Raw genomic sequence first — 25,014 nt, forward strand, 5'->3', positions numbered from 1 at the left:
ATGATTGCTGCTAAAGTCACACCAATATTGCTACCTTCCAGTTCTACACGAACACCCTCGCTCATTCCACATCCCCCCCCAGTTCCGCCTCAAATTCCTCAATAGTAGGCAGACTGCCTTTCAGCTCTTCCGGCAGACTTTCGGTTACCTTCGTTTCCCACTCTGCCACCCCCCCCATCGGGCTGTTAAATCCACGCAGGGAATACTCCACAACCAGCTCGTTTTTGCTCTTGCACAGCAGGAGGCCAATGGTTTTATTGTCATCCGGATGCCGCAACAGGTCATCTGCAGCAGAGAGATACAAATTCAGTTGTCCAACAAAAGCGGGATCAAAGGAGACTGCTTTCAGTTCGACCACGACAAAACGGCGCAGTTTGAGATGGTAAAACAGCAGGTCGACATAGAAGTCACGGTCCCCGACCTCGAGTAATACCTGTCTGCCCACAAAGGCAAATCCTGAACCCATTTCAAGAAGAAAACTCTGAACATGATCCACCAGGCCTGCTCAACCTCCCGTTCCTTTCGTGGGTCAGCAGTTCCAAGAAAATCGAAGAGGTATGGATCTTTAAACACCTGAGAAGCCATATCCGAATCAGCAGGCGGAAGGGCTGTATCAAAATTATTCAGTGCCTTTCCCTGACGTTCGTGCAGGCGGTTTTCTATTTGAATAGTGAGTATATCGCGGCTCCAGCCATATTCAAGAGTTTTTTGGGCGTACCATATGCGTACTTCCGGATCTTTCAGCTTATCGAGCAGGGCAATATTACTGCCCCCCCAAGGAATTTGTGCAACGGTGCGTTGCACAATTTCACGGTTCGGCCATGACTCGGAGAATCTACGCATATATTTCAGATTGCGGGGGGGTGAAAGGCCCGTCATATCAGGAAAATCTTTTTTCAGGTCATGCGATAACCGATCGATCACCTTCGCCCCCCCATCCCTCCTCTCTCTGGCGTTTTCGGATCATCGTTCCGATATCCCAGTACAAAAGGATCATGGCTGCATTGGCCGCAAGAGTGACCCGCAGGCGCTCTGACTGTATCCTTTCCTTTATGTCTCCGAGTACCTCCGTATAGTCTGCGGGCAGGACATCCCTGCCAATGGGAGAAGGAAATAAGGCATTACCCCTGATTCTTCCTCTGGACTTCCTCTGCTCGTCAGGGACTGGTTCCCTTGAATGCTCCGTCATATCCCCAGTTCCTCAAAGTTCTTCTGGATGGTCGCGGCGAGTTGGGCTGCTTCGGTGTTCAGGCTCGCAAGTTCCACGTGAATCTCCCGCATCGTCTCTTCAAAGTCGAAGTTCTCGTCCTCTTCCTCAGGGCAACGCCGACATACCGTCGGTGTGAGCGACCAGTCATTGGCCTCGATTTCCGCCCGATCCACCAGCTTGACCAGTCCTTCCACATCGCAGAGTTTTGCTTCCGGGAAGCGTTCGGTCAGCCAGTGGGCCTGCCGCCAGAAGTAGCGCACCTCTTTGAGCTGAAGGGTGGCCTGCTGCCGGGCCTCGTCTGCGGCCTTGCGGGCACGGCTGATCTCACGGCCCGCCCAGGCGTTACTCTCGCGGGCATGGCATTCCGTCTCACAGACATCGATGAGACGGCTGGCGAGTTTGTAGAGCAGATCGCTCTGCTTTACCATGTCGCGGCTGCACTCTGCGAGCGGGACAAGACGATCAACGGCCTTTTTCAGCTCCCCCCCGTTGGTCGTCTTCTGCGTCTGCCACACGATGTTTTGTTTGGATACGCCCTCCCGGAATCGCTTTACATCATCTTTGAATATCGGCATCGCGTCATCGAGTTCTTTCAGTGCCTCGGTATGAGAACTCTCAGGGGGGGAAAGGGTCGCCAGAAATGGCTGGAGGGCTTTTTGCAGTGTGGTAAGTGAGGCAATGAAGGTCGGCAGCGGCTCAATTACTGCGTCGTCATCATCCTGTCCCGTGAAACAGCCCTCTCCTTCATCCAGCATCCGGTGGCAGTATCCCGCCACGAGATCAAGGTATTTCTCAGTCTGGCCACGGTAGAGCCAGACAATCGCGAGAAGGTTTTTCTCCTGCTCCGGGCTGAAATCGTAAATTTTCCGGGTGACCTTGCGGTAGACATTCCTCGCATCTACCATCAGCACCTTGTCCCGGTGCTCTTCAGGCTTGTCCCGGTTGAGGAACCAGAGCTCACACGGCACACTCCGGTGTAGAAGAAGTTGGAGCGGATGGCCACCATCAGGTCCACATCGCCTGTTTCAACCAGTTTCTGCCGGACCTTTGCCTCATCACGGCCCGCACTGGAGGCCTGTGATGACATGACAAACCCTGCCCGGCCGTTTTCGTTCAGGTAGCTGTAGAAATAGCTGATCCAGACGTAGTTCCCATTTGAAACTTTGCCTTTCTTGTTGGTGCCCGGCAGACCAAAGGGCAGTCGGGGGGGATCTTTTTTGACCTTGTCGGCATCAATTTCATCGACGTTGAACGGAGGATTGGCCATCACAAAGTCGGCCTTGCCCACCAGTTCATGAGGATCTTCGTAGTAGGTGATGGCCTTCTGGATGTCGCCTTCGAGACCGTGGACGGCGAGATTCATCTTCGCCAGACGAATGGTAGTGGCGTTCTTTTCCAGCCCGTAGAAGGTGAGCTTATCGATGGGGTTTTCGTGCTGGTGCTCAACAAAACGGGCACTCTGGACGAACATACCACCGGAACCACAGGCAGGGTCAAGAACCGTCCCTCCCTCTGGCCCGAGGACATTGGCAATGAGCGAGACCAGAGAGACCGGCGTAAAAAACTCGCCGCCGTCGTGGGCCTTCTGATCGGCAAACTGGGTGAGGAAATATTCGTATATGCGGCCGAACACATCGCCGGAGACACGTTTGAGTTCATCCGGATTTAAGGAGCGGAGGAGCTGGCCTAAGACACTGTTGTCCAGTTCCTGGTATTCGCTCTTGGGCAGAACACCCCCCCGGAGACTGTCGTAATCACTTTCGATTGCCTCCATCGCCTCAATGATGGCCGTGGCCCGGTCATCACTGTCTGTGAGGGAGACAAGGTAGTCAAACTGTGCCTGGGGTCGTAAAAATATTGCACTCTTCTGTGAGAAGTCTTCCTTGGTCAGTGACCGTGTCTTACCACCGCGTTGAGGGAGATTTGCAACAATTGGGTCTTTGACTGACAGGAACCGGCTGTATGCATGGCGGAGAAATATCAGACCCATGACGGGCATGAAATACTCGTTGCTTGCGTAGTTTGAGTTGGCCCGTAATGTATCCGCCGCATTCCAGAGCCGTTTTTCGATTGCTTCAATATGTTCCAGTTGAGCCATTGTTCGTCCTTGTAGTAATGTATGGGTTACGATGCTATATTGATCCGCATATGGTGCATCGTTCTGCTGATCTGTTTGAATTGGTGGATGCAATTCATTTATATGCCAATTAATCGTCGTATTTAATTCAATTATGTCGTTGTCAGCACATAAATTGTTACTTTATAAAATAAGTCACAGATTGAGACGACCATTCATGCACATCAAATCCATATCTTCATCGCAAACAATCTTCAATATCTTCATAAGGACGAAAATCATATGGAAATATGGCTCTGTAGAAATCCTCACATTATTTTAAAGAGTCATATTATGAAGAATCATCCTGATCTTGATCTCTTTAACTTGGTTGACATATTTTCTTGATCTAACAGTGTCTCCATATTTCCGTTTTATCATGGAAAATACAGTCTCTACCATATTTCTCTGTCCGTATTTTTTCTGGTCAAAATCTCTGAACATTTCCATTCTATATTTTCCCGAGTAAATATTTCCACCCCATTTTCTGACAGGAATTACTGATTCTGCTCCTATTGTATTCCTGATATACTCATGAATATTTTCAGAATCATACCCTTTATCCATCGTATAACATTCACTTTTTGTAATTTTTTGAACTTGATTTATCAAAGACTTGGCATGCCGGGAATCGTGTACCGGAAATTTTGAAAACTTCCAACCCATGATCATTAGGCTATTCGAATCAACTGCAATTGAAGCTTTGATGAAGCTTTTACGTGTTTTATTGATTCTTTTTGAGTAGTAATGACTTGCATATGAACTGGTAAATCCTGTTGCATCGATTGATGTAATCTTAATTTTGTCACCTTTTTTATGCGACATACGAATTACATTATTCAGTATTGTGCGAAATGTATGCGATGGAATTCGTTTCATAAATTTCTGAAGTGTGGTGAAATGGGGCACTTCCTTTAATCCAATTATTCTTTTCAAAGGAGTTAAAACATGGACGAATTCACTAAAATCACGATAATCCTTGCCTATTTCTTCTTTCAGAATTAGCAAAATAAACAGCTGATGCTGATTATATTTCTTTTTGGAATATTTTGAAGAATGCAAGGGTATACGAGAATTTCTTATGACTTCAAGAGAAGTTTTCACAAGATTGATGTATCTGTTTTCAGACATTAACTAAGGAACTCCGTTTTGTTTTTGGTTGAATAAATTTGGAGTTCCTGTACAATTGATCTTCCGGATGCTATTTTTTCAGAGGATTTCTACAAAGCCGGAAATATCATCATTACGTAAAATAAACTCAATTCTCGAACGCGATGCCAAGTCTGCATCATACAAATTCGCTCTTCTTCGCGGGACAATTGATGTCTGCCAGAAATACTCACACCGAAAGACTGAGATTGACGGAAGAGTTCGTTATCCCATGGGCCTCTGGTTGAAAGCTGGGTGCGCTACTATTACCCGATCATCGACTCCCCCCCTGTATTCATTCCCCCCCAGATGAACGGTGAATCAGATGGGAATCCCGGAGGGCGACAGATTGCATTCCGCCCCCTGTTTAGGACAGTGACCGATTACTATAAGGACAGAAAATGTTTCAATGGCTTCTGGGAAGATTATCGAAACGGGGGGGAAATTCCAGAAGAGATCTCTCCCGATGTCATGGCACTCTTCACAAAAATCCGGGATACCATCATCAGCAACCCCATAAAACACATCGGAAATTCGAAGTCAGATAAATTTAATTCGATATACCAATCTGACAAAGCAGGTCTCAAAATTCCTGATGATGCATATCCGGATCCTGAATTCATCATGGAGAATTTTGGATACTTTTACATTCCCGCAGAGGTAAGCATTGCATTTGAGTACCTGGGGGGGAGTATCATAAGCGGCGAGGAATCAATTATCGAAAACTGGGCGGAATTTTCTCATAAAATATCCAATAATAAAAGCAATAAGGCCGTTAATACCGTTCCAAAAGCAGATATTCTCACGCTCCTCGTCACAGAACCGGAAACCAAACGGGCAGTAGATTTGGCAAAAACGTTCTACCAGGATGCATTCAGGGAAGGCCCTCTGGAATGTGTATGGTCCGGAAAAATAATCCCGGACGAATCTAAGATGGATGTTGACCACATGCTCCCGTTTGCCCAGTGGAAGAACAATGATCTCTGGAACCTCCTCCCTGCGGAAAAGAAGGAAAACGGGAATAAAAGTGATCTGATACCGTCCCGGATTCTTCTGGAGAGAAGGAAAGAGATCATCATTGAATATTGGGATCGCCTCTACCAGGAACACCCCGCACAATTCAGCAAAGAAATTTCCATCTCACTCCTGAGGAAACCATTCGCCGAACAGGAAAACTGGAAGGAAGAAGCGTTTGCCAGTCTCCTGCAAAAAGTAGATTATCACATTGACGTCCGGGGGGGATACGAATCGTGGGACCCACTTTCATCATGAAAACATATGAGAAAGCGATTCGGGATGCCATACCTGCTATTATCCGGGCGGAGGGAAAGCAGTGTGTTGTAAAGCAGGTTTCTGATGTTGAGTTTCTGAGATACATGGAATCAAAACTCTTTGAAGAACTGCATGAATACTCCGAAACAAAATCCACTGAAGAACTCGCAGATCTTCTTGAAGTGATTTACCGGGTTGCAGAGTTGCGGCAGACAGGAAGAGACGAACTTGAAATGATACGTAAAAAGAAGTGTGAAGAACGGGGGGGAGGATTCAAAGAGAATCTGATACTTGTTTCTGCCGAAGAATAGTTTCTGCTGGTTGAAAACAGACAACCTACAAAAACGACTCCCCCCCTATTTTATCCAAATACCTTGTATGATATGCGACTCTGTTGTGCCTCATGCAGAGCACAGTTCTCCTTTTATCAATGATCCGGCACAGACCAGTTGCATTTTCAATAGTAAATCAGATTAAATGACCTATGCGAACTCTCCTGAGATATATTTTGATTTTTCTGCCTAAATTTCGGATTATTCTTATATCAATGGCCCAAATGGCTCATAATGGTAAAAATATCATATGTATACCCTTCAATGCGGCAACCACGGGGGGGTACTTTCCGTAACGGACTCCTCTCCCGCTTTGAAGAGGCTGCCCCCGTTCGGGTGCCGGTATCTAGAAATTCCGGCGAACGGTATCAGGAGCAGAACAGAAGAGAAACAGACCGGTATTGGGGGGGTATGCGAGATACTCAACAGCTATGGCATCGAAAAACTGTATGCACCGGCAGAAACTGTCCCGGACGGACTCGAATATATTCTTCACACGGATCCTTCGTTTCCTCAAAAGGGTGCAGATGGCCTCACCCATCCGGCAGCAGACCTTCGGTGGCACGATGCCGAATGGCTGCAGCAGTTCTGTGATATACAGATTGCAATATCAGAATACCTGGGGGGGCACCCGCCAGCATCATCGAAATTCACCCCGGTTCCAACCGCTCGGTCTCGATGAAAGATATTGCCCGTGCCATGCAGAACATTCAGCAGACATATGGCGATCGTTTCGGTGGTATCGCCCCCTCAGATTGTGCTGGAGAACAGAAACGGTTCGATTATCGAAAACGGACGGCAACTGAGAGATTTCTGGATGGCAGTGCAGCAGCATGCACCAACACTTGCCAAACAGTCAGGAATTGTGCTGGACATATCTGCTCTCTATACTACTGCCAACAGACGAAACGATTCTTTCGAAGCCTCCCTCACGGCAGTCCCGATCGCGGGTATCAGGGGACTGCATGTGCACACCCGTCACCAGGCCCCCCCATCGGCAGATGATACCATTCCCTGGGAAACAGTGTTTGAGAAGGTGAGAGAGATCCCACACGACTTTTTCATCAACCCTGAACTTCACCACAAAAATCAGGTTGGAGATACAATTGCATTTTGTGAAAGGTATTTGGGAGAGGAGTGAGCGGGGGGGGAAAAATGGGGGGGTGCATTGTTCATGTATCATTATTATCTTGGAATTATTCCCTCCAAATCTAAATTCACAACCCAAAATCTATATTTCCTTTCTATAGTAACTCCTCAACAATGAGAAAACCCCCCCGGCAGGGAAATGATGCCGGACGTTCCGTGTCGCAGAGCTACCTCCCGGTGTGCAGCATGTACACCCATGTACACCGTGTTGCAGCAGGGGGGGCTGCAACCATTCGGATGGATATCCTCGCATTGTCCGGCCTCTTTCTCCGGTATTCGGCCGGAAGCAGTATTATGTGCAGCATCTGTCAGAGTGCACCCGCCCGCACCCGCACCTGCATGAAAGCTGTCCAAAAGCCGGGGGGGGTCTCATTCTGCTGCACCTTCCTCTTCTCTTGAAGAAGCGTCTCCTTATTCTCTCTTCGATCTCTACCATTCGGCTGGAATGTCCCGGTTTTACGTTGCAGCAGGTGCTGCACATCCGTTGTACATATGCTGCAACGGTGCCAACGTCGCCCCCCCTGCCATCGGGGAGGGTGCCCGGGTCAGAGCAGATGCGGGCCCTGCGATGATGGAACCGGGCCGCGGTGTCGTCCCCCCCCTTGCGGGCAGGTGGTGCCGTCAGATCCAGCCCGCCGGGAGAGCAGGGCGGGTTTCATCTCTGAAAAGAGCATGAAGGGGGGGCAGGCTGAACAGACGTCATTTTGAAATCCCCGATATGCAGAGGGGCAGCCGGGATACTTTACCACCATCCCGGGCAGAATAAAACAAACGCACGTAATTGTTTCAATTATATACAGATTCCCTGTTCACTCCGGGCAGAATAATTCAGGGAACCTTCACGATATTTTTTCGGGGATGGATTTCATTTAGACCAGACCCCCCCTTTCAACGTCACTTCCGCCTTTTCTTTGGTATCCCGTCCTGACAGGGAACCTTAACCTGACATTTCCCACAGCCGTATCTCGGATGAAATGCTTCAAGCATCCCGTCCAGATAGTCTGCACACAATGTGTGGTCTTTTCCCCCCCGTTCTAACGTAATGGCCCCGGCCGGGCAGTTCCGAACACATACCCCGCACATCGTGCAGTATTCATAAATGTCCTGATAGTCCCGGTGTGATGGCTCATGCTTCAGGTCAGTTATGATACTGGTAAATCTCCCTGCAATACCCTTTCTTGTGATCAGTCCCTTCGACAACCCAAACGTTCCCAGTCCGGCAACAAAGGCCACATGCGCTCAGACCAGTTACTGCCGTAATCACTATTGACATGACCTTTTTTTTCACTGGTTCCGGTACCCAGAAATGATTTGAACCGATCATCGATACCGGGTGCAACACATTGATATCCTCTTTTGGTAAGTTCATCGATGAGGTACCGGGAAAGTTCATTAACCAGCTTCTGGCCTTCATACCGGGCATGTAACCACTCATTTGAGGGTGTAATCATGTCTCTGCGGTTACCGGATTTTATTTCCCGGGAATACGGCATAAAAATCGATACCACCGTATGTGCATCATGCAGCCATTCTAACGGCTGCATAAACCGTCCGCCGGTTATCTCTGGATCTGTTTTGAACCGTTCAAATAATGCGTCAGCGGCATCTGCATATCCAATGAGGGGCGTATCAAATAATTTCAGTCCTATAACCGATTCATCCAGGGCATCTGCTTTTGAGACGGAATTTCTTTTGGGATTCTGAATAAAATCCATCACCCGTTCTTCTATCATGACACGACGGTACCTCTATCTGCGATCATCATTCATCCCCGATTACCCGATCAAAATATCTGTATCATGATAAAAAATATATATCTGAAGTACCTCGTCTGCACATTTTTACGATCTTCCCGTCAAATGAGGAAACATCCGTGAATAACCTCCATATGGCTCCTATAATCCTAAATATGCCTTATCGTGAATATCTTGCTGTTTGGGTGCCCACATTGGCCAGAAAAATGGGTCCCTACAGACGCCCGGAGCGACCCTTTCTCCCCCCCCGGAGACATGCTACACATCCTCTCAAAATATCCGCACATGAAACAGGGTTATTAGTCCTCAATACTTCGTATTTAGAGTAAATAACTGCCAAAAAAACCGTATTTTTCGGCAGCAAAACCGTGCATAAAAAAACGCCCGTTTTCCTCCCCCCCAAAAGGCCAAAAACAGGAGAAATATGGAGACACACAGACAGGATCAACGGGTGATTATGGGTTGGGTGAAGGGTTGTTACCGGATGGACAAGAAGGTATAAAAAACAGAGGGAAGGCAGTACCCCCCCTGTTTTCTGGTATTCTCCCGGTATTTCAGGAGGTTCCATGAGATTTCAGAAGAACTCAGCTGAGTTCCGTTCAGCCAGGTTCTTTTGTGTTCAGCACACTTTTTCCGTTCAGATCAAGCCGTTTCCCATTCTTCATGCTCGTTTGTGATCCGCATTGGACGGCCGGGAGGACACCTCCTGAGGGAGGGAAAAGCTCCTTTTATCTGATACATGGGCAAAAATCCAGGCATATGTATTATATAAAATCTTTTTGTAGTATTGACCGTAAAACCGGCAGTCTTATTACCTGAAATGCTATCTACATCATTATGTACCCCCCCATGAAGATGCCGTCACCGGATTGCTCAGGGATATTAGGGATCTACTCAGCAGAGGGCCGGACGAAGAGGCGACCGATGAAATTCTCCGGTTGATAGGTGTGCCGATGCCGGGCAATGGCCTGCTCCGGGACGCCCGGATTTACAGCGAGTACCTCCCGAAGGCCAAAGAACTGATCTTTACACCGGAAAAACGTCACCTGCATCTTCTCTGGGACGCCTTCGACCGCTCCCCACTCTCCCTTAGCGTTAACTTCGCGTTCCCCTTTCGTCGCATGATCGCCTGCCAACTATTCAGTACCTGTGGAAAAAACTTCTGTGCCGAGGGTGATATGCGTTTCAACTTCGGGCAGAACCTCACCGTTGGGGGGGACGACGTATTCATCAACCGCGGCCTCTTCATCGATACAAAAGCCGGGGTCACTCTTGGAAATGCTGTTGGGATCGGAGACTTCGTGCGGATCTTTACCCACAGTCACGGCGAGGCTAATCACGAAGAAAGGACCTATGCACCGGTCACCATAGAACCTATGCGAAGATCTACACCAACACAATGATCCTGCCGGGGGGGGTGACGATCGGTGAAGGGGGGGCGATCGTGGCAGGCGGCGCCGTCGTGACAAAAGACATCCCACCATGGACCGTTGCAGCCGGCGCCCCTGCAAAAGCGTTCAGAGAGCGGAGGACGGAGGGGGGGAATACGGGACCTGCCCTCAACCATATGTGGCTCGCCGACGGGGGGGCGTTTCAGGATGAATAATCACGCCCGCGAGTTAAATGTTGGACGCGGTCTCACTTTCATTGTTTGTGCATGCTATTCGGAAAAATATCCTGAGTGTTTTAGAGAAACCAGAGTCGATACGGTTCCACTACGTAATTTTCTTTCTCAATCCTCCACCAAATCCAAACGTTCAACCATTCCCGCTAACAAAAGTAATCTTTGATACAATTGTCCAAACCGTCAACTCTCGAACGCTATCACGGATCCCTTCTCGGCCTCGCAATCGGGGATGCAATGGGCGTCCCTCTGGAATTCAAACCACCGGGATCGTTCACCCCCGTCAACGCAATGATCGGCGAGGGGGGGTGTTTTGTCTGAATCCCGGTGAATGGACGGATGATACTTCAATGGCCCTCTGTCTGGCCGAAAGCCTCATCAATTGCAAAGGATTTGATCCAAAAGATCAACTTGTACGCTATGGTGACTGGTATCACAACGGGCACCTGAGCAGCAATGGTAGATGTTTCGATATCGGCAACACGACACTAACGGCGCTTATCCATTTCGAAGAAACGGGTAACCCCCCCTGTTCCGGTCTTACCCATCCCCCCCGGTCGGCGGGAAATGGATCCCTGATGCGCCTGGCACCGGTTCCGCTGGCGTATGCAAAGACACCCTCCCGGGCAATCGAACTCTCCGGTGAATGTTCAAAGACCACCCATGCCCTTGACGTATGCGTGGATGCATGCCGCTATATGGGAGCACTCATTGTGGGAGCGGTCTCGGGATATGCAAAGGCACAATTACTCTCCCCGCAATTTTCCCCGGTGGAACAGTACTGGGAACTCTTTCCCCTCACCAGTGAGATTCGCACAATAGCAAACGGCTCGTTCCACGAAAACGAGCCCCCCCTGAAATTCAGGGGGGACGGGATACGTCGTGGACTCACTCGAAGCAGCTTTGTGGGCATTTGCCCGGACAGAAACGTTTGAGGAAGGGTGTCTTGCGGCAGTGAATCTTGGAAACGATGCGGACACAACGGGAGCGATATATGGGCAGCTTGCCGGTGCATATTACGGCGTCGGTGCAATTCCCGGGGGGGAATGGAAAAACACGATTGTACAAAGAAAATTGATCGAACATTTTTCAGACGATCTGTTTCTCCTTGATCCCGGTGACCGACAACGCGGTACATTATCATAGGGTCCGGACAAACACTCCATAAGGAGCATTCCAATGCGTGATACACAAGCCATAGCCGAGAAGACCGAACGCCTCATCCGGATGACGGGTGAGTATTGCGATGAATATCTTGATGAGGAGTACAAGGTGCTCTGCGAAAAGCTCATCCGCAAGATGTCCCGGAAACGCCCGGTGCCCTTTCTGTCCGGAAGAATCGAGATCTGGGCGGCGGCCGTTGTCTACGCCCTGGGGAGTATCAACTACCTCTTTGACAAGTCGACGAAACCGTATGCATCCCCCGCTGACATCTGCGACTACTTCAAAACAAAGAAGAGCACCACGTCACAGAAGGCCAAAGGAATACGCGACATGTTCGATTTGTACTTTTTTGATGAAGAGTTCTCGACCAGCCGGGAGGACGAGGAAGACCTGTATGAGGATCTGGTTCTGATTGACGGGGTTATCGTGCCCAAAGATATGCTTCCTCCCGAACTCCTGAAAAAACTTGAATCGGACAGATGACAGAGACGTGACTGATCGGATACAGGAGTAGATTCGATCTCAGGGTTTCACCTCTGGTAAAGAGGGTTGAAGATGATCAGCCATCCTTCATATCCCCCCCCTCCCAATTATTCCGGCAGAACACACCGGCACCGGCCGATGGTGAGGGTCACTAAGAGACAGAAGAACCCGCTGACAAAAAATGCCGCTGCATAGCTGAAATATTCCGAAAGGATACCGGCGATAAACGGCAGAAAAGCCATCCCGCCGTACGATGCGGCGGTCAAAAGGCCGACCGCGGTCCCCCCCTGCATCTTTTCCGTGACAGCAAGATAGTTCATCTGGGAGACGAACACAAACCCTGCCGCGGCCCCCCCGACGACCATAAACAGGAAGAAGACCCCCCCGCCTATCCCTCCATAAACCGGTGCGACAAACGAACCGATCACCGCGATTGCCACCAATGCGGATGCCAGACGTATCGTCTGTATCGGCTGAAGGGAGAGACGCGGGGGGGCAATCAGGGAACTGCATATCGTTGCGGCGTTCATCGTTGCAAACAAGATGCCCAGAATAAACGGACTCTCATCGGTGAATTCCGGGTATAACGATATCAGCACACCGGAAATACCAATGAGAATAAAGGATGACAGATACAGCCACTTGTTCCTCCAGCCAATCATATGCACCTCCGGCATGCCATCCGTGCGTTCACTTTTTGGATCGGATAAAAAGAAGGAAAAGATCAGGGGGGTATCACGGCCAGTCCCGTAAAGAGCATGACCCGCTGTTCTGGCCGAAATGGGCATTCAGGAGGCCGGTTCCCATCAGTCCCGCGATCAGCCCCCCCGCGTTCAGGGCCGCAAAATACAGACCCGAGAGTCGGGCATGGTTCGGCTGCAGATTCACCCATGAGAGGGCACAGGAGACAAACAGTCCCGCACCCACCCCCCCTTCGACAATCCGTGCGACGGCAATGGCATACGGGTTCGAGACCAGCAGAATAACGGCCCCCGGATACTACGGTAAAAAGCAGGCCTGCAATAATAAACGGTTTGCGACCGAACCTGTCACCCAGCACGCCTGCCGGAAGCACCATCACAAACGCACCAAAGAAATACGCAGAAAAGATAATTCCCTGAAGGGCGGGCATCTCATCGGCAAATTCAGGAAGCACCGGCACAATAGCATTGGACAGTGCCATGATGATGAAAATGCCGATGACCAGTGACAGGCGTTGCTTCATTGCGGTAATATTCGCAGAGAAAATAAAAGAGAGTATGTTATACCAGACGGTAGGTTTCGAGATTCATCGGTGAAACGGTCTGGATATGATAGTTTTTGTAGATGGAGGATGCCAGGTCAATCGTGCTCTTCTCATCGCCGTGGATGGTGAAGATACGTTCCGGCCGGGGCTGGAGATGCTTCACGTAGCGCATCAGCTGATTTCTGTCGGAGTGACCGGAGAACCCGTCAACGGTCTGTATTTCACAGTTCATATTGATGGTCTCACGCCGTCCGATGGGTATCTCCTTCCAGCCCTTCTGAATCCTTCTTCCGAGCGTACCGTCCGCCTGATATCCCACAAAGACGAGGGAATTCCTTTCATCCGGGGGGGCAAGGTTACGCAGATACTCCATTACCGGGCCGCCGGAGAGCATACCGCTGGTGGTGATGATAATGCACGGGTCGCCTTCGATGACCTTCTTGCGGAGTTCGGATGAATCAACCTGCTCAAAGCATTCAGCCAGGAACGGATTCATACCTTCCTTGAAGATCTGTGTCCTGAGGTCAGGGTTCAGGTATTCAGGATAGGTCGTGTGAATGGCCGTTGCTTCCTTGATCATGCCGTCCAGATAGACCTTGACATTCGGAATCTTTTTCAGCCGCACCCCTTCCTCAAGGGTCAGCATCACTTCCTGGGAACGTCCGACGCGAATGCCGGGATGACAACCTTCCCCCCCCGGTTTATCGTCGTATTGACAATATCGTAGAGTTTTTGTTCGGCATCCTTTTTGGATGGCTGCATATCATGGGAACCACCGTAAGTATCTCCATGAAGAGTGTCTCCAGACGGGGGGGAACTGCACGGTCGCCGGGCCGAAGAGACGGGTGGTGTCGTAATTGAAATCGCCGGTGAACGCAACGTTATAGAGACCGTCTCCCACGTGGAAATGACTGATCGCCGATCCCAGAATGTGCCTGCGTTATGATAGGTCAGTTTGACATCCGGGGGGGCGATATCCGTGACCGAGCCAAAGTTCAGGGTGATCGAATGCTTGAGGTACTCCTGCACTTCCCGTGATGAATACGGGGGGGCCACTCCGCCGTCCTTGTTGACCACATCGATATAGTCCAGCTGAAGCATGGCCGAGAGGTCGCGCGTTGCAGGGGGGGTGCTGTATACCGGGCCATCAAACCCGTATTTGTAGAGCAGCGGTATCATTGCACAGTGGTCCAAATGCGCATGCGTCAAAACGACCGCGTCCAGTGAACTGAGCGGAGATATCTCCGGCACTCCCAGGTACGGGAATCCCTCGGACTGACTGCCGGGCTTTTCTCCGCAGTCAATAAGGATCCGGCTCTCCGGGGTCGAGAGCAGAAACGCCGCCCGGCCCACTTCACGGCAGCAGCGAGGGTGGTGACCCGGACCCATTTGTCCTTGCTCCTGACATCCCGATGGATTCTCTTTCCGATACGGCGAAGGAACTCCTTTCGTTCATCCTTTACCGACCGGAGATACTGGCGGATATCCTTGACCGTCTTGCTCTCGATGGGAGGGGTGCGCACGACCTTTGCCGTCCACCCGATCTCTTTGGTGATGTCACGGAGGGTTGCCCCCCCGTTCTTTCCAATCACAAGTCCGGGTTTTTCGGCTTCAACGAGCACTTCACCGGTATCGGGATCAAAGAACAGATCCGTTATGCCCGCAGTATCCGGCACAACCGCGCGCACTTTTGCCGCAGCCTTTTCCGGGTCTTCCAGGATATTGGGGGGGCGCACGACAATTCGTTTGCGTAACTCACGGGCAAGGATCTTGATTAAATCTGCCTGTTCGGCAAATTTCTTGGTATCATCGGTGTAGATGACAAGTTCCGGCCCTTCAAATTCAACCTCTGATATCGAAATGCCCGCAGGCACTTTGGCGTTGATCTTATTCCTGAGATCTTCTAATCGCTCATCAATTAACATTAAAATCGTCCTAAAAAAGAAAAATAGTAGAGAGAATGCGGGGGGGTTTTAAAGAACCTCCTCAGTCATCTCCTCGTATTTATCTTTGGTAATTATTACAATATTCATGGATTCACCGGATGCCGAATCCCGCCGGATGGCTGACCGCAGTGCCCGTTTTGCAAGGTCAACCGCTGCTGCTTCATCCATATTGGGTTCATACCGGTCTTCCAGTACCCCCCCGTATGCAAACGGAGAACCTGAACCGGTTGAAACAATATCCTCTTCCTTTGATGCTCCTCCCATCGCATCTACTGAGTAGACGCTGGGGGCCGTCAATATCAAATCCGCCGACAAGCAGCTGGACATAATACGGATAATGCCGGTTCTGGTTCAGAACATTGGAAAGAAGTGATGCGGATGCACCTACGGTCATATCACGACCGCGACGAATCTGGTAGAGGTTACACTCCACCTGCATCAGCCGCACAAGGGTCTGTGCATCGCCCACTCCTCCGGCTATGGTCATGCCTATCCGGTCTGCAATCTGGTAGACTTTCTTTGCTTTCTTGCTTGCAATCATTGTGCCCATTGTGGCACGTTGTTCTGTTGCAAGTATTACCCCATCCTGAAACACAAGGCCTACCGTTGTAGTACCTTTTGTTACCCCTTCTGGTAGTTCTGACAATTCACAATCCTCCGATCAAAAGTACGCTATATAAGGGAGTAAAAGCGCTTAGGTATAGAACGCGCCATTCTTTCATAAAGGTATTGGATATATTTTCAGAAAAGCGTTCTGAAAATATGCTGAAATGAAGAAGATATTACGCTTCTTCAAGAATGATTCTGATTAACTCGCGGTCGTAGAGCATGGAGACCATCTTGCGGTCACCATTGATCACCGGGAGCTGGTCCACCCGTGCACGCTTCATCTTCAGTGCACATTCACTGACCTCCGCGTTCAGGGAGACAGCAACCACTTCCCGTACCATTGCCTCTTTGACCGGTTTGTCCGGGAGCTGGACCTTGGAGATGCCATAGGATATGGTGTAGTTATCGCGGAGCGATTCCCAGGTCCATTCGTCATCGTCCGTGCCGTTTGAAAAGTCACTTACTTCGACACTGTCTTCAATACTGGAATGCCGGATTAAATCCCGTTCTGATATGATACCGGTCAGCTGACCGCTCTCATTCAGGATGGGCACCGCATCGTATCCCGACATCTCCATGATCCTGCCCACAAGCGGCAGGGGTGACTCTTCCCAGACGGCAAAGGTATGGGAACTGAACTTGTTGCGGATCTCGTCAGTGAACTTCATGCGGGCGATAGCGCCCACGATATCCGATATACTGATGAGACCGATCAGATCCCCGCCTTCAACGACCGGCAGACGGCGGAAATTATTTTTTATTAAAATGGCCGCCGCACTCTGAATGGTTTCATCCGGGGGGGTGATGGTGACCGGGTCCGGCGTCATCAGCAGTCCCAGCTGCATTTCTCCGGGATTTCTGAGCAGATCCTTGCGGGTGATGATGCCTACCAGCACTCCCTCTTTCAGGACGGGAACGCCACTGATACCGGTTCGTTTCAGTATCCTGAGCACATCATCTCTGTTTCCGGGTATCTCCACGCAGACAACATCCGTTGTCATCACGTCACGAACCGTCTCCTGTGTTATGCTCTCACCACCAGGGTGCTGACATGACTGTGGCGTACGACATGGGTCGTCACGCTGCCCAGCAATATCTTCTCGATATCACTCTTCGCGTGAGATCCAAGAACAATAAGATCTGCACTCAAATCGGTTGCTGCAGCAATTATTTCAATGCCTGCATGACCTTTTTTCAGATGCGTCTTCAGAGCAACACCTTCCTCTTCACACCTCTTTTCCGCATAGGAAAAACATTCAGTCCCTGCTGTTCCAGCATGTTTCTGATATATTCCATCGTTTCATCTGCAGGAATGTCATCAAAAAGGCCGGTCTCAAGAACATAGACTACATTAAGCTGCGCATTCCACACTTTGGCTTCGGTCAATGCCGTTTCCAGAGTTTTAATACTGATTTCTGATCCATCTACGGCAACGAGAATATTTGTAAACACAGTCCACCTCTAAAGAATTGCTTTATTACCTATTTTAAATAGCAATTTAAAAGACTTCCTTCCATGCTGATGGAATTGAGTCGGGTTATTATGGTATTTAATATGTTTTTTGAGAATCCTGCATTTGAACGCGCCATATTATACCGGGTAAACCGTGCGTCATGATCTTTGATAAGGGAATAGTTCCTGTCCACTATCTGTGCCCCCCCGCCGGTTGCCATTTTGAGAATTGTCGGTGCATCGATGTGATACACATAATGGCAGAATGCCATCTCCGCTGCCATATCAGGCTGTACAAACATGACATTGTCCGTTCCCAGCCAGAGTTCGACTCCTGCCTCAAGCATCGCATGCACCGGTGGGTTTTGGTTGGAGGAGGTGACGCCCAGTCTCCAGTTGGACCGGGGGGGGCAGATGACCACCGGGATGCCGGCATCGGCGATGCGCCGGATCTGTGCAGGAGTGACATGCGTGCAGTGAACGAGCATATCCGGGTCAAACGCGAGGGCGGCATCCACATCCCTACTGTCCTTTTCTCCTGCATGAAAGGCGATCTGTTTTCCGTCGGCACGTGCACGTTCGATGATTTTGGTTAATTCCTCACCGTAATGGCGGCTGCTGGAGACACCCAGACCTGCACCGACGGACTCTCCCCCCCCGTCCCTTCCGAAGATGACCGCGTCAAGGGAACAGTCGGTATTGGCCTGCTGCAGGTATTCGACACCGGGAATACCGCCTTCCCGGAAATCGGCAAATCCCCCCCATGTTCCGGTCTGTGCCATGGTCCGGATACTTGCCGCCATCGCTTCCACACAGAGACGGGGGGATGACGCACGCAATATGCGATGTTTCAGGCCGTCCGGCGGGGGGGCGACGAGATCTCCGATACTCCCGGCGGCATCGACGTCCATGGCAACGGTGTCGCCCAGATGGGTATGGGCATTAAAAAATCCCGGAACGATCCATTGATCCGGCACCCGGTCTATCTCTTCGATGTGGGTGATCACCCCATCGGCGACAACGATACGGACATTTCGTTCGTCAAAATCATCTCCCAACAGGGCCCTGCCCTCGTATATCTGTTCAGTGTTCAGCGATTGTCACCTTCCAATTTAAATATGCTAAAATTCAATTGTATGCTATGGCAAAAAAGAGTGGTGGAAGACTGGTATCCTCAGCTGGTCTCGTCACATATTATGACAGTGAAGACCGCAGGGCAGTGCAGATCTCCCCCCCGAATATGGTGATGATCATTGCAGGAGCAATTGCGCTCATTACGATCGTCCTGAATGCAGTATATTAATACTTATTTTTCATCGCCTTTCTGGTGAGATCTTCCTCTGCTTTGAAGTAGAGGTCATCATGCCCTTCCCAGACGGGCACGTTTCTGCAGATGACCGCAGGCACGCCACGGTTGCTCTCGCCCATGACAAAGTTTGCAATACCGGCAATCTCGTCAACGACCGCTTCTTCGGTGATCTCGAGCACATGGCCGAAGAGGTCGGTATCCCCCCCGCGATAATCCTGAATGGCGGGCATACCGCTCCATCCGATGGCAACTCCGGCCTGTCCTCTCCGGAAGGAACGCCCGCAGGTATCGGTAAGAATAACCCGTATATTTTTCCCGGTAATCTTTTTGATCTCTTCCCGAATCTCTGCTGCGGCCTCCATCGGATTGGGCGGCAGCACAATGATGAGTCCGTCTTCCACATTGGAATGGTCAATACCTGCCCGTACCCCCCCCACATGTCCGTGCGGCAGTGAACAGAGAATAAACGGATAATCGATGATGATGTCGTCGGATTCATCCAGCACCGCCTGAATAAACCGGGGATCTTCGCCGCACTTCTTTGCGATTTCCGCGGCACGTTCCGTCGGCTGAATATCGGCAAGACACCGTAGATATCCCTTTGATTTGGAATAGGCGGATGACGCCACACAGAGCACATCGTTCTCCTCTATGGAAAGACAGTTGGCGATGAATGCCGGGAAGTTATCCCCCCCTGCCTGAACAATGGGTATTCCCTCTACGGGAATGATTTCAATTGTCATTACTCAATAATAATCGTTGGAAATAAAAACTCTGCGTAAATGTCCTCTTCGGAAGATAAGATTCCATTCCTCAAAAAGATTAATCATCTGTCGGATAGATTAGCGATATAAGAGATGTATCTTATCATCCGCTGTGAGAACTGTGCGACGTTCAGCTACATTGACCGGTTTCAGAAGTGGAAACTCTGCCCGGTATGTGGGGGAAACGATGCAGCGGGGGCAGTGTTCAGGAATATATCGAGGTTGAAAATCATCACGAAGCGGATGCGGTCATTGTTGAACTGGAACGGTATTTGCACCAGAACAACCGGGAGAATCTGACCGCTGAGGAGACCGGAAAACTGCGTGCAGTGTATGCACGTCTGGTCGCCAGAAGCACCAGCTGGTAACCGCCGCCATTACCAGGGCTTTCCGCATCCGGGACAGATCATCGTCACGCGGCGGCCACAGTAGGGACAGTAGAGTCCGTCTTTTTTATGATCGATGAGTGGCCGACCGCAGTTTTTACAGTGGATGGCAGCAGTATATCCGCAACGATGTTTCAGCATTAATCCATATATTTGCAGTTCGCCACATAAATTGTTCCCAACCGCGGGAGGTGTAATCCCCCTGAGAACCGGGTGACCGGAACGGAGTCAATCGTTGTCGGGCCGTCATTCCGGAACGTCGGCAGCATATCATGTGCCGTTCCGAAAACCCTGCACTCTCCGCCGGACATATTGCCGCAGGGCCGGGAACAGTCACCCATGATGGTCAGCCGTCCGTCCCGGATATCAACCCCCGGCATGTCCCCCCCGGCGTTGCCATGAATGATGATCTCGCCGCCTGCCATGGTCTCTCCGGCAAAGTCTCCTGCATCACCCATGATCTCAATCAGTCCGCCTTGCATGCCCTGCTTTTCCCCCCCCGGTATCCGGAACCGGCATAGTCCATGGCATTGCCGTGACAGAGAATCTTGCCGCCATGTATCTCCCGACCCAGCCAGGAGTCTGCATCCCCCCCCTGGATTTCAATGAGCCCCCCCGCACTCATGAAATTCCCGCAATGCATCCCGATATCGCGTTCGATAAGGATCTTGCCGCCGTCCATGTACTCACCGACCCGTTTGATATGGGAACTGTCGCCCCGGATGATGATCTCGACCTGTTCGGCGGATTTTGCATTCCCGTCCTTTCTGACGTGGAAGACATCCGTGATATCCAGTTCCTTATTGCCTTTCCAGACATGAAACTCCCGTTCCGGGTCCAGAAAGTTTTTGGGGGGGGTGATACACTCCGCTTCAATCGGGAGATTCGGTTTATGCCGCTCTTTTACTTCAAGAATGACTTTCATCATAAGGATGCCTCCGTCTCCATGCAGACATTGCGGCCGATATACTCCTCTCCGACCGGATAGTTTGCCAGTCGCATCGAGTAATATTTGTTAAATCCGTCAATAAACGCCGGATCCGTGCTCATATCGTATGCCGGAGGCACATGGGGGGGTTTCACCCAGTAGGTCGAATGGTTTCCTTCCAGGGTGCAGGTACCTCTCCGGCAGACAACTTCTCCGCGTTTAATGGTGTATTCCGTTGTGGAAAAGCCGTTGATGATCCGTTCATAGTCATGTGCCGGGTCGGTGTTCGTGACATCAATCGGGTAGATGGCAATATCCGCTTCGGCACCTTCCGAAAGGTAACCTTTTCCATAATCAACCAGACCCAGTGCACGCGCCTGTGCCGCACGGGTCATGATCACAATCTCATTCCAGGTGAGTTCCCGTTCCAGTGCAGGCAGAATCACCCGTCTGCCGGTTGATTTGTGCAGCGTGGCAAATTCCTTGTCGCGATATTCCTTGCTCATTAAAAGGGCCATCACTTCCGGATATTTGACGAAGGGCGCCCCCCCGTTGGGGTTATCGGTCGCAAGAATGCACCGCCACGGGTCATTGACCAGCAGGCCCAGTTCCAGACCGATGGCCCACATGATCGCGTTGACCAGGTTCTTCTTTCGGTACTGAACGGGAATAACCCCGGACCCGGTCTCCATCTCGACGTCATGATTGCTCCACTTGTTATGGTAGAGACGATAGAGGTTGAACTCCATCGGCCCGTCGCAGTCATTGTAGTCGTCTTCCCGAACATCACCTGACCGGTGTCGATGACAATCTGGGGGGGTTTGTCGTTCACCGACTTGGCGATATCCTCTGCCTTGGAACAGAAATCGTTCCATGAAGAGCCGCCGTAGGAATGGAACTGCACATGCGTGGAGTAGAGCGACTGGCGCTTATCGTTGAGGTCGGGAATGGCGTTGTAGGTGTCGAGCGTGCACATGTAGTTGCCCGGTTTTCCCAGGTTATTGCAGTGCAGATGCACGGAATGAGGCAGGTTGAGCATCTCGTTTGCCTCGATCATCTTTACGATGATCTCACGGGGGGGCGTGATATTGAATCGCGGAATCGGTTTATGAATGCAGGAGATATCCTCGCCGAACCCCCCCATGCTTCCGTCCCGCCGGGATTGGTCAGTTTGACCCCCCCGAAGCCCTTGGCGGCCGAGAGGTACCATGCGAGAACCCCCCCCGCAAGGCGTTTGATGTCCCCCCCGTCCTGAATTGCCTCCAAAGCAAACCAGTTGCCGTCAAAGAGCGTGTTTGCCAGACAGTCCTGCAAGGGGGTGTAGCGGAACTCCTCATGGGTGTGGCGTGCCTCCATCGGTGCCATCGCCCCCCCTTCCAGAAGTGTCGTGTATCCCATCTTGGAGTAGCGGTAACTGTTGCCATAGGTTGTCGGGACGCTGTAACCGGCGGTTGCATGCATATCCCCCCCTTTGCGTGATGTGCGCCCGGCCCGCATATCCTCCGGGCTCATGTACCTGCCGAAGTTGACTTTTGTTCCGCAGATATGCGTATGGGAATCAATCCCGCCGGGGGGGAGGGTGAGCATGCCTGTAGCGTCAATCACCTGATCCGGGTTTTTGACGTCATCGACAATTTTGCCGTCCCGGACGGCGATGTCCATCGTCTCGCCGGATATCCGCTGTATCGGGTCGATGACATAGGCATTTTTTATCAGGAGTGTTTTCATAGGCCTTTCACCTCAAGCATTCGGTCATAAATTCGGGTGAGGATCTCGGTGTCGGAGGGGGGGTATGCGGAGTCCATTGCTTTCTTAATCTTGATGGGAATGCCGTCCATCCGGTATGCCGTCCCTTCCGCATCGATACCGGTCACCGCGACCGGTATCTGGAGGTCGGCAAGGGTGGTGGTCATCGACTCGAACGGGTCGATGACAATAAGGGGGGGATATCACGCAACTGCTCCATACAGGCACGGGGGGGGAAATGGCCCCCCCCGGATCGCTTGCGATGATCATACCGGCATCACACTCCTTGCGTGCAAGAACATCAATGGCCGTTGTCTCTCCGGGGGGGTTATAGAAGGCCACACCCCCCCGGCAGAAGTCAACTGCAAAGGGGTAGCCGGTCATCCATGACATCACTTCGTTTGCCCCGTAGACATTCCAGTGTCCCCCCCGCATCGGGGGGGTGAGCGTAAATTTGGTATGCCGGTTCAGGTCATCGACGAGTTCGATGGCGTTTCTGACGTTCTTGTATTTGCCTTTCGCCATCGTCAGGCCGACACCGAAGAATAAGGCACCGAATGAACAGGTCTTACACATCTCCGCCACCTGCATGAGCTGGGTTTTGGTGACCCCTGCGACCGATTCCGGTATCATATCGCTTTTGCCCCGGAGAATGGCCCGCAGAGAGGAGAGCACCGCATAGTCGCCGCCCGGTTTGATGCGGATAAACTCATCGGCAACCTTTGCCGTCTCCGTTTCCCGCACATCGACGACGATGACCTTCCGGTTCCGGAACGCATTGTCCAGGAAATATCCGTCCGCATAGGTGGTATACCGGCTCATATGCCGGGGGTGGGCCTCAATGGGGGTTGCAGCCCCCCCAGTAGATGATGAGATCCGCACGGTTCTTCACCTGACCCAGCGTACAGCCGGGATGACCTACTTCCTGAATGGCAAGAATGGACGGGCCGTGACAAACAGAGGTGGTGCTGTCAATGACGCCGCCCAGAATTTCGTTCATATGGACCCCCGACACACTGCGCCTCTCCGTGCGTCCCGGACCAGCCAAAGAGCAGCGGCCGGTCGGCGTCCAGCAGCATATCGACCGCGGTCTCCACCGCTTCATCGTAGCTGATCTCAACCCACGCGCCGTCCACCTTTTTTATCGGGGTTTTCAGCCGGTTTTTCCCCCCCAGAAATTTTGCGTTCCCGATGGTGCAGCAGTTATTTGCTGATACGATTTTGTCATTTTCTACTTCCAGAGTGATGTCATCACACAGACACCCGCAGAAGGGGCATACCATATCCTTAATTTCCTGCATACCTGACTCCTCCTAACTGTTCCAGTAGTTCAACCGGTGTTTTCCGGTCTTCCGACGTCGGGCTGATCTCCACTTCATGAATCTTATAGTCGGGCATCCCGGTGCCGTGGGTGCAGGCTGCGATGATTGAATTGCAGTGGATACCGTAGGAGACAAAGGCCATCCCTTTCGGCAGCCCTTCATCGGCAACGGCCATCAGTACGACTTCACCGATCGCACTTGTCACCAGCACATTCTCACCCTCTTCCACGCCCAGTTCCAGCAGGTCCAGCGGATGAATCTGACACCGGGAGGTCTCCTCGGCATATCCCTGACCCAGTTTGTTCTCGATATATTTCCCCTGCCGGATGGTCCGTCCGGTGTTCAGGATGAACTTCATTGGTCCACCCCCCCTTGCATACCTTCGACCACGCGTGCCACCCGGATGGCATGGTTCGCGCAGGTCTTTTCACAGGTCTTACAGCCGGTACACTTCTCCGGGTGGATGATACGCATCTCACCGTTGATAATGCGCATGATCACCTCTTCGCTGGATGCGGTACCCGTCCCTCCCAGATAGGGTCGATCTCTTTATTGATGGGGGGGCAGGCCACCGCACAGTTCCCGCACCGGCTGCACAGCACAGGGTCGATGGAGAGATGGAAGGATGACTGAAATGAAGTCTGTTCTGCTTTTTGCGTTTCGAGAATCACCCCCCCTGTCGTCAAAACATCCTCGGGACAGGCCTCCACACAGAGTCCGCACCGGATACAGTGGCCGGGGGGGTATATCTCCGGGTTCCAGACGCCGTCCGTTTCAACTACGGCGATGGCGTTCGGTGCGGGACAGATCATCATGCATGCCAGACAATGCGTGCACTCCTTATCGGTGATGGTGGGAAATCCCCCGGAAATGGGGGGGGCGGGGGGGTGATAAGAGGGGGGGGTCTTCACGGTGAAAAATTTCGTGAGCCACTCGCCACGGGCAAATTCTTTCAGATACCAGATTATTGACGATGCCATCGGTTTTTTACCTCTCATTGCATGCGATGCACGGGTCTGAACTGATATAGGTGGAGGTCACATCGGCCGAGGA

Annotated in this window: 35 protein-coding genes and 5 pseudogenes; 15 read left to right on the top strand and 25 right to left on the bottom strand. The window is 51.3% G+C overall.

Annotation, left to right across the window (positions count from 1 at the left end; genetic code table 11):
* Positions 1-61: 61 nt before the first annotated feature.
* The 6 genes from JCM10550_RS20340 to JCM10550_RS03900 form a co-directional block, all read right to left on the bottom strand.
* Positions 62-445, bottom strand: coding sequence for a PDDEXK nuclease domain-containing protein (locus tag JCM10550_RS20340; protein ID WP_218185106.1), 384 nt, complete (start codon positions 443-445; stop codon positions 62-64).
* Complete coding sequence (locus JCM10550_RS20345) at positions 346-924, bottom strand: DUF1016 N-terminal domain-containing protein (RefSeq protein WP_245618703.1); 579 nt, start codon at positions 922-924, stop codon at positions 346-348. The genes JCM10550_RS20340 and JCM10550_RS20345 overlap by 100 nt, the downstream gene beginning before the upstream one ends.
* Positions 902-1,189, bottom strand: coding sequence for a DUF1016 N-terminal domain-containing protein (locus JCM10550_RS21835; protein ID WP_245618704.1), 288 nt, complete (start codon positions 1,187-1,189; stop codon positions 902-904). Before JCM10550_RS21835 ends, JCM10550_RS20345 begins: the two co-directional genes overlap by 23 nt.
* Positions 1,186-2,178: a hypothetical protein gene (locus JCM10550_RS20350; protein ID WP_218185107.1), complete on the bottom strand. Its 993-nt coding sequence runs from the start codon at positions 2,176-2,178 to the stop codon at positions 1,186-1,188. Before JCM10550_RS20350 ends, JCM10550_RS21835 begins: the two co-directional genes overlap by 4 nt.
* Positions 2,115-3,308, bottom strand: a complete 1,194-nt coding sequence (locus JCM10550_RS20355) for an N-6 DNA methylase (protein WP_218185108.1) — start codon at positions 3,306-3,308, stop codon at positions 2,115-2,117. The genes JCM10550_RS20350 and JCM10550_RS20355 overlap by 64 nt, the downstream gene beginning before the upstream one ends.
* Positions 3,309-3,605: 297 nt before the next feature.
* Positions 3,606-4,457, bottom strand: a complete 852-nt coding sequence (locus tag JCM10550_RS03900; protein ID WP_062397123.1) for an IS5 family transposase — start codon at positions 4,455-4,457, stop codon at positions 3,606-3,608.
* A 273-nt stretch (positions 4,458-4,730) separates the two neighbouring features.
* On the opposite strand from JCM10550_RS03900, the gene JCM10550_RS03905 reads away from it, so the two are divergent.
* The 6 genes from JCM10550_RS03905 (at position 4,731) to JCM10550_RS03930 (ending at position 7,904) form a co-directional block, all read left to right on the top strand.
* Complete coding sequence (locus JCM10550_RS03905) at positions 4,731-5,747, top strand: HNH endonuclease domain-containing protein (protein ID WP_062397125.1); 1,017 nt, start codon at positions 4,731-4,733, stop codon at positions 5,745-5,747.
* Positions 5,744-6,058 (top strand): nucleoside triphosphate pyrophosphohydrolase, encoded by a 315-nt coding sequence (locus tag JCM10550_RS03910; protein WP_062397127.1) that lies wholly within the window; start codon positions 5,744-5,746, stop codon positions 6,056-6,058. The genes JCM10550_RS03905 and JCM10550_RS03910 overlap by 4 nt, the downstream gene beginning before the upstream one ends.
* A gap of 271 nt (positions 6,059-6,329) precedes the next feature.
* The gene (locus JCM10550_RS03915) at positions 6,330-6,761 is read left to right on the top strand and encodes a hypothetical protein (protein WP_062397130.1); all 432 of its coding nucleotides are present in this window, start codon (positions 6,330-6,332) and stop codon (positions 6,759-6,761) included.
* A gap of 39 nt (positions 6,762-6,800) precedes the next feature.
* Positions 6,801-7,220: a hypothetical protein gene (locus tag JCM10550_RS03920; RefSeq protein WP_062397132.1), complete on the top strand. Its 420-nt coding sequence runs from the start codon at positions 6,801-6,803 to the stop codon at positions 7,218-7,220.
* A gap of 164 nt (positions 7,221-7,384) precedes the next feature.
* The gene (locus JCM10550_RS03925) at positions 7,385-7,627 is read left to right on the top strand and encodes a hypothetical protein (RefSeq protein WP_157199902.1); all 243 of its coding nucleotides are present in this window, start codon (positions 7,385-7,387) and stop codon (positions 7,625-7,627) included.
* Positions 7,628-7,673: 46 nt separating this feature from the next.
* Positions 7,674-7,904: a hypothetical protein gene (locus JCM10550_RS03930; RefSeq protein WP_062397136.1), complete on the top strand. Its 231-nt coding sequence runs from the start codon at positions 7,674-7,676 to the stop codon at positions 7,902-7,904.
* Between the two features lie 508 nt (positions 7,905-8,412).
* On the opposite strand, the gene JCM10550_RS20365 is transcribed toward JCM10550_RS03930, so the two are convergent.
* Complete coding sequence (locus JCM10550_RS20365; RefSeq protein WP_218185110.1) at positions 8,413-8,946, bottom strand: hypothetical protein; 534 nt, start codon at positions 8,944-8,946, stop codon at positions 8,413-8,415.
* A 905-nt stretch (positions 8,947-9,851) separates the two neighbouring features.
* Here JCM10550_RS20365 and JCM10550_RS03940 point away from each other — a divergent pair.
* The 6 genes and pseudogenes from JCM10550_RS03940 (at position 9,852) to JCM10550_RS03950 (ending at position 12,253) form a co-directional block, all read left to right on the top strand.
* Positions 9,852-10,385 carry a hypothetical protein gene (locus JCM10550_RS03940; protein WP_218185111.1) on the top strand — a complete coding sequence of 178 codons (534 nt, stop codon included), beginning with the start codon at positions 9,852-9,854 and terminating at the stop codon, positions 10,383-10,385.
* Positions 10,385-10,588: pseudogene (locus JCM10550_RS20370) on the top strand (acyltransferase); the annotation flags it as partial. The gene JCM10550_RS03940 and the pseudogene JCM10550_RS20370, both read left to right, overlap by 1 nt.
* 189 nt (positions 10,589-10,777) lie before the next feature.
* Positions 10,778-10,927, top strand: coding sequence for an ADP-ribosylglycohydrolase family protein (locus JCM10550_RS21840; RefSeq protein WP_245618705.1), 150 nt, complete (start codon positions 10,778-10,780; stop codon positions 10,925-10,927).
* The gene (locus tag JCM10550_RS03945; RefSeq protein ID WP_281175250.1) at positions 10,915-11,541 is read left to right on the top strand and encodes an ADP-ribosylglycohydrolase family protein; all 627 of its coding nucleotides are present in this window, start codon (positions 10,915-10,917) and stop codon (positions 11,539-11,541) included. The genes JCM10550_RS21840 and JCM10550_RS03945 overlap by 13 nt, the downstream gene beginning before the upstream one ends.
* Entirely contained in the window at positions 11,489-11,752 is a 264-nt protein-coding gene (locus JCM10550_RS24325) for an ADP-ribosylglycohydrolase family protein (RefSeq protein WP_281175251.1), read from the top strand. Before JCM10550_RS03945 ends, JCM10550_RS24325 begins: the two co-directional genes overlap by 53 nt.
* 33 nt (positions 11,753-11,785) lie before the next feature.
* A complete protein-coding gene (locus JCM10550_RS03950; protein ID WP_062397138.1) occupies positions 11,786-12,253 on the top strand; it encodes a DUF6398 domain-containing protein in 468 nt (155 codons plus the stop codon).
* Between the two features lie 107 nt (positions 12,254-12,360).
* Here the strand turns inward: JCM10550_RS03950 and JCM10550_RS03955 are convergent, their stop codons facing one another.
* The gene (locus tag JCM10550_RS03955; protein WP_157199903.1) at positions 12,361-12,915 is read right to left on the bottom strand and encodes a hypothetical protein; all 555 of its coding nucleotides are present in this window, start codon (positions 12,913-12,915) and stop codon (positions 12,361-12,363) included.
* 73 nt (positions 12,916-12,988) lie between these two features.
* Complete coding sequence (locus JCM10550_RS21845; protein ID WP_245618706.1) at positions 12,989-13,180, bottom strand: hypothetical protein; 192 nt, start codon at positions 13,178-13,180, stop codon at positions 12,989-12,991.
* A gap of 28 nt (positions 13,181-13,208) precedes the next feature.
* On the opposite strand from JCM10550_RS21845, the gene JCM10550_RS21850 reads away from it, so the two are divergent.
* Positions 13,209-13,463 (top strand): hypothetical protein, encoded by a 255-nt coding sequence (locus tag JCM10550_RS21850; protein ID WP_245618707.1) that lies wholly within the window; start codon positions 13,209-13,211, stop codon positions 13,461-13,463.
* Positions 13,464-13,515: 52 nt separating this feature from the next.
* Here the strand turns inward: JCM10550_RS21850 and JCM10550_RS03965 are convergent.
* From JCM10550_RS03965 to JCM10550_RS03985, 5 genes and pseudogenes are all read right to left on the bottom strand, one after another.
* A pseudogene (locus tag JCM10550_RS03965) lies at positions 13,516-15,424 on the bottom strand (beta-CASP ribonuclease aCPSF1).
* A 48-nt stretch (positions 15,425-15,472) separates the two neighbouring features.
* Positions 15,473-16,091 (bottom strand): annotated as a pseudogene (psmB, locus tag JCM10550_RS03970) (archaeal proteasome endopeptidase complex subunit beta).
* Between the two features lie 136 nt (positions 16,092-16,227).
* Entirely contained in the window at positions 16,228-17,055 is an 828-nt protein-coding gene (locus JCM10550_RS03975) for a CBS domain-containing protein (RefSeq protein WP_062397143.1), read from the bottom strand.
* 23 nt (positions 17,056-17,078) lie between these two features.
* A pseudogene (locus JCM10550_RS03980) lies at positions 17,079-17,506 on the bottom strand (universal stress protein).
* A 29-nt stretch (positions 17,507-17,535) separates the two neighbouring features.
* Positions 17,536-18,564 (bottom strand): amidohydrolase family protein, encoded by a 1,029-nt coding sequence (locus JCM10550_RS03985; RefSeq protein WP_245618708.1) that lies wholly within the window; start codon positions 18,562-18,564, stop codon positions 17,536-17,538.
* Positions 18,565-18,647: 83 nt separating this feature from the next.
* On the opposite strand from JCM10550_RS03985, the gene JCM10550_RS03990 reads away from it, so the two are divergent.
* Positions 18,648-18,809, top strand: a complete 162-nt coding sequence (locus tag JCM10550_RS03990; protein ID WP_062397148.1) for a preprotein translocase subunit Sec61beta — start codon at positions 18,648-18,650, stop codon at positions 18,807-18,809.
* Here JCM10550_RS03990 and JCM10550_RS03995 read toward each other — a convergent pair.
* Complete coding sequence (locus JCM10550_RS03995; protein ID WP_062397150.1) at positions 18,806-19,558, bottom strand: coenzyme F420-0:L-glutamate ligase; 753 nt, start codon at positions 19,556-19,558, stop codon at positions 18,806-18,808. The genes JCM10550_RS03990 and JCM10550_RS03995 overlap by 4 nt on opposite strands.
* 176 nt (positions 19,559-19,734) lie before the next feature.
* Here JCM10550_RS03995 and JCM10550_RS04000 point away from each other — a divergent pair, with 176 nt between their 5' ends.
* Positions 19,735-19,947, top strand: a complete 213-nt coding sequence (locus JCM10550_RS04000; RefSeq protein WP_062397152.1) for a hypothetical protein — start codon at positions 19,735-19,737, stop codon at positions 19,945-19,947.
* Positions 19,948-19,956: 9 nt separating this feature from the next.
* Here the strand turns inward: JCM10550_RS04000 and JCM10550_RS16830 are convergent, their stop codons facing one another.
* The 10 genes and pseudogenes from JCM10550_RS16830 to JCM10550_RS04025 form a co-directional block, all read right to left on the bottom strand.
* Entirely contained in the window at positions 19,957-20,106 is a 150-nt protein-coding gene (locus tag JCM10550_RS16830) for a DNA helicase PriA (protein ID WP_083475288.1), read from the bottom strand.
* Entirely contained in the window at positions 20,106-20,447 is a 342-nt protein-coding gene (locus tag JCM10550_RS18095) for a hypothetical protein (protein ID WP_157199904.1), read from the bottom strand. Before JCM10550_RS18095 ends, JCM10550_RS16830 begins: the two co-directional genes overlap by 1 nt.
* Positions 20,432-20,893 (bottom strand): hypothetical protein, encoded by a 462-nt coding sequence (locus JCM10550_RS18100; RefSeq protein ID WP_157199905.1) that lies wholly within the window; start codon positions 20,891-20,893, stop codon positions 20,432-20,434. Before JCM10550_RS18100 ends, JCM10550_RS18095 begins: the two co-directional genes overlap by 16 nt.
* The gene (locus JCM10550_RS21855; protein WP_245618709.1) at positions 20,890-21,768 is read right to left on the bottom strand and encodes an amidohydrolase family protein; all 879 of its coding nucleotides are present in this window, start codon (positions 21,766-21,768) and stop codon (positions 20,890-20,892) included. Before JCM10550_RS21855 ends, JCM10550_RS18100 begins: the two co-directional genes overlap by 4 nt.
* A 184-nt stretch (positions 21,769-21,952) precedes the next feature.
* Positions 21,953-22,621, bottom strand: coding sequence for an amidohydrolase family protein (locus JCM10550_RS21860; protein ID WP_245618710.1), 669 nt, complete (start codon positions 22,619-22,621; stop codon positions 21,953-21,955).
* A gap of 84 nt (positions 22,622-22,705) precedes the next feature.
* Positions 22,706-23,521: a hypothetical protein gene (locus JCM10550_RS21865; protein ID WP_245618711.1), complete on the bottom strand. Its 816-nt coding sequence runs from the start codon at positions 23,519-23,521 to the stop codon at positions 22,706-22,708.
* Positions 23,478-23,639 carry a hypothetical protein gene (locus JCM10550_RS21870; protein ID WP_245618712.1) on the bottom strand — a complete coding sequence of 54 codons (162 nt, stop codon included), beginning with the start codon at positions 23,637-23,639 and terminating at the stop codon, positions 23,478-23,480. Before JCM10550_RS21870 ends, JCM10550_RS21865 begins: the two co-directional genes overlap by 44 nt.
* Positions 23,611-23,940 carry a hypothetical protein gene (locus JCM10550_RS21875; RefSeq protein ID WP_245618713.1) on the bottom strand — a complete coding sequence of 110 codons (330 nt, stop codon included), beginning with the start codon at positions 23,938-23,940 and terminating at the stop codon, positions 23,611-23,613. Before JCM10550_RS21875 ends, JCM10550_RS21870 begins: the two co-directional genes overlap by 29 nt.
* Entirely contained in the window at positions 23,927-24,319 is a 393-nt protein-coding gene (locus JCM10550_RS21880) for a molybdopterin dinucleotide binding domain-containing protein (RefSeq protein WP_062397154.1), read from the bottom strand. Before JCM10550_RS21880 ends, JCM10550_RS21875 begins: the two co-directional genes overlap by 14 nt.
* Positions 24,316-24,941 (bottom strand): annotated as a pseudogene (locus JCM10550_RS04025) (4Fe-4S dicluster domain-containing protein). The gene JCM10550_RS21880 and the pseudogene JCM10550_RS04025 overlap by 4 nt, the downstream one beginning before the upstream one ends.
* Positions 24,942-25,014: the final 73 nt, after the last annotated feature.

The sequence above is a fragment of the Methanogenium cariaci JCM 10550 genome (assembly GCF_001315945.1).
In the GTDB taxonomy this organism is placed as follows: domain Archaea; phylum Halobacteriota; class Methanomicrobia; order Methanomicrobiales; family Methanomicrobiaceae; genus Methanogenium; species Methanogenium cariaci.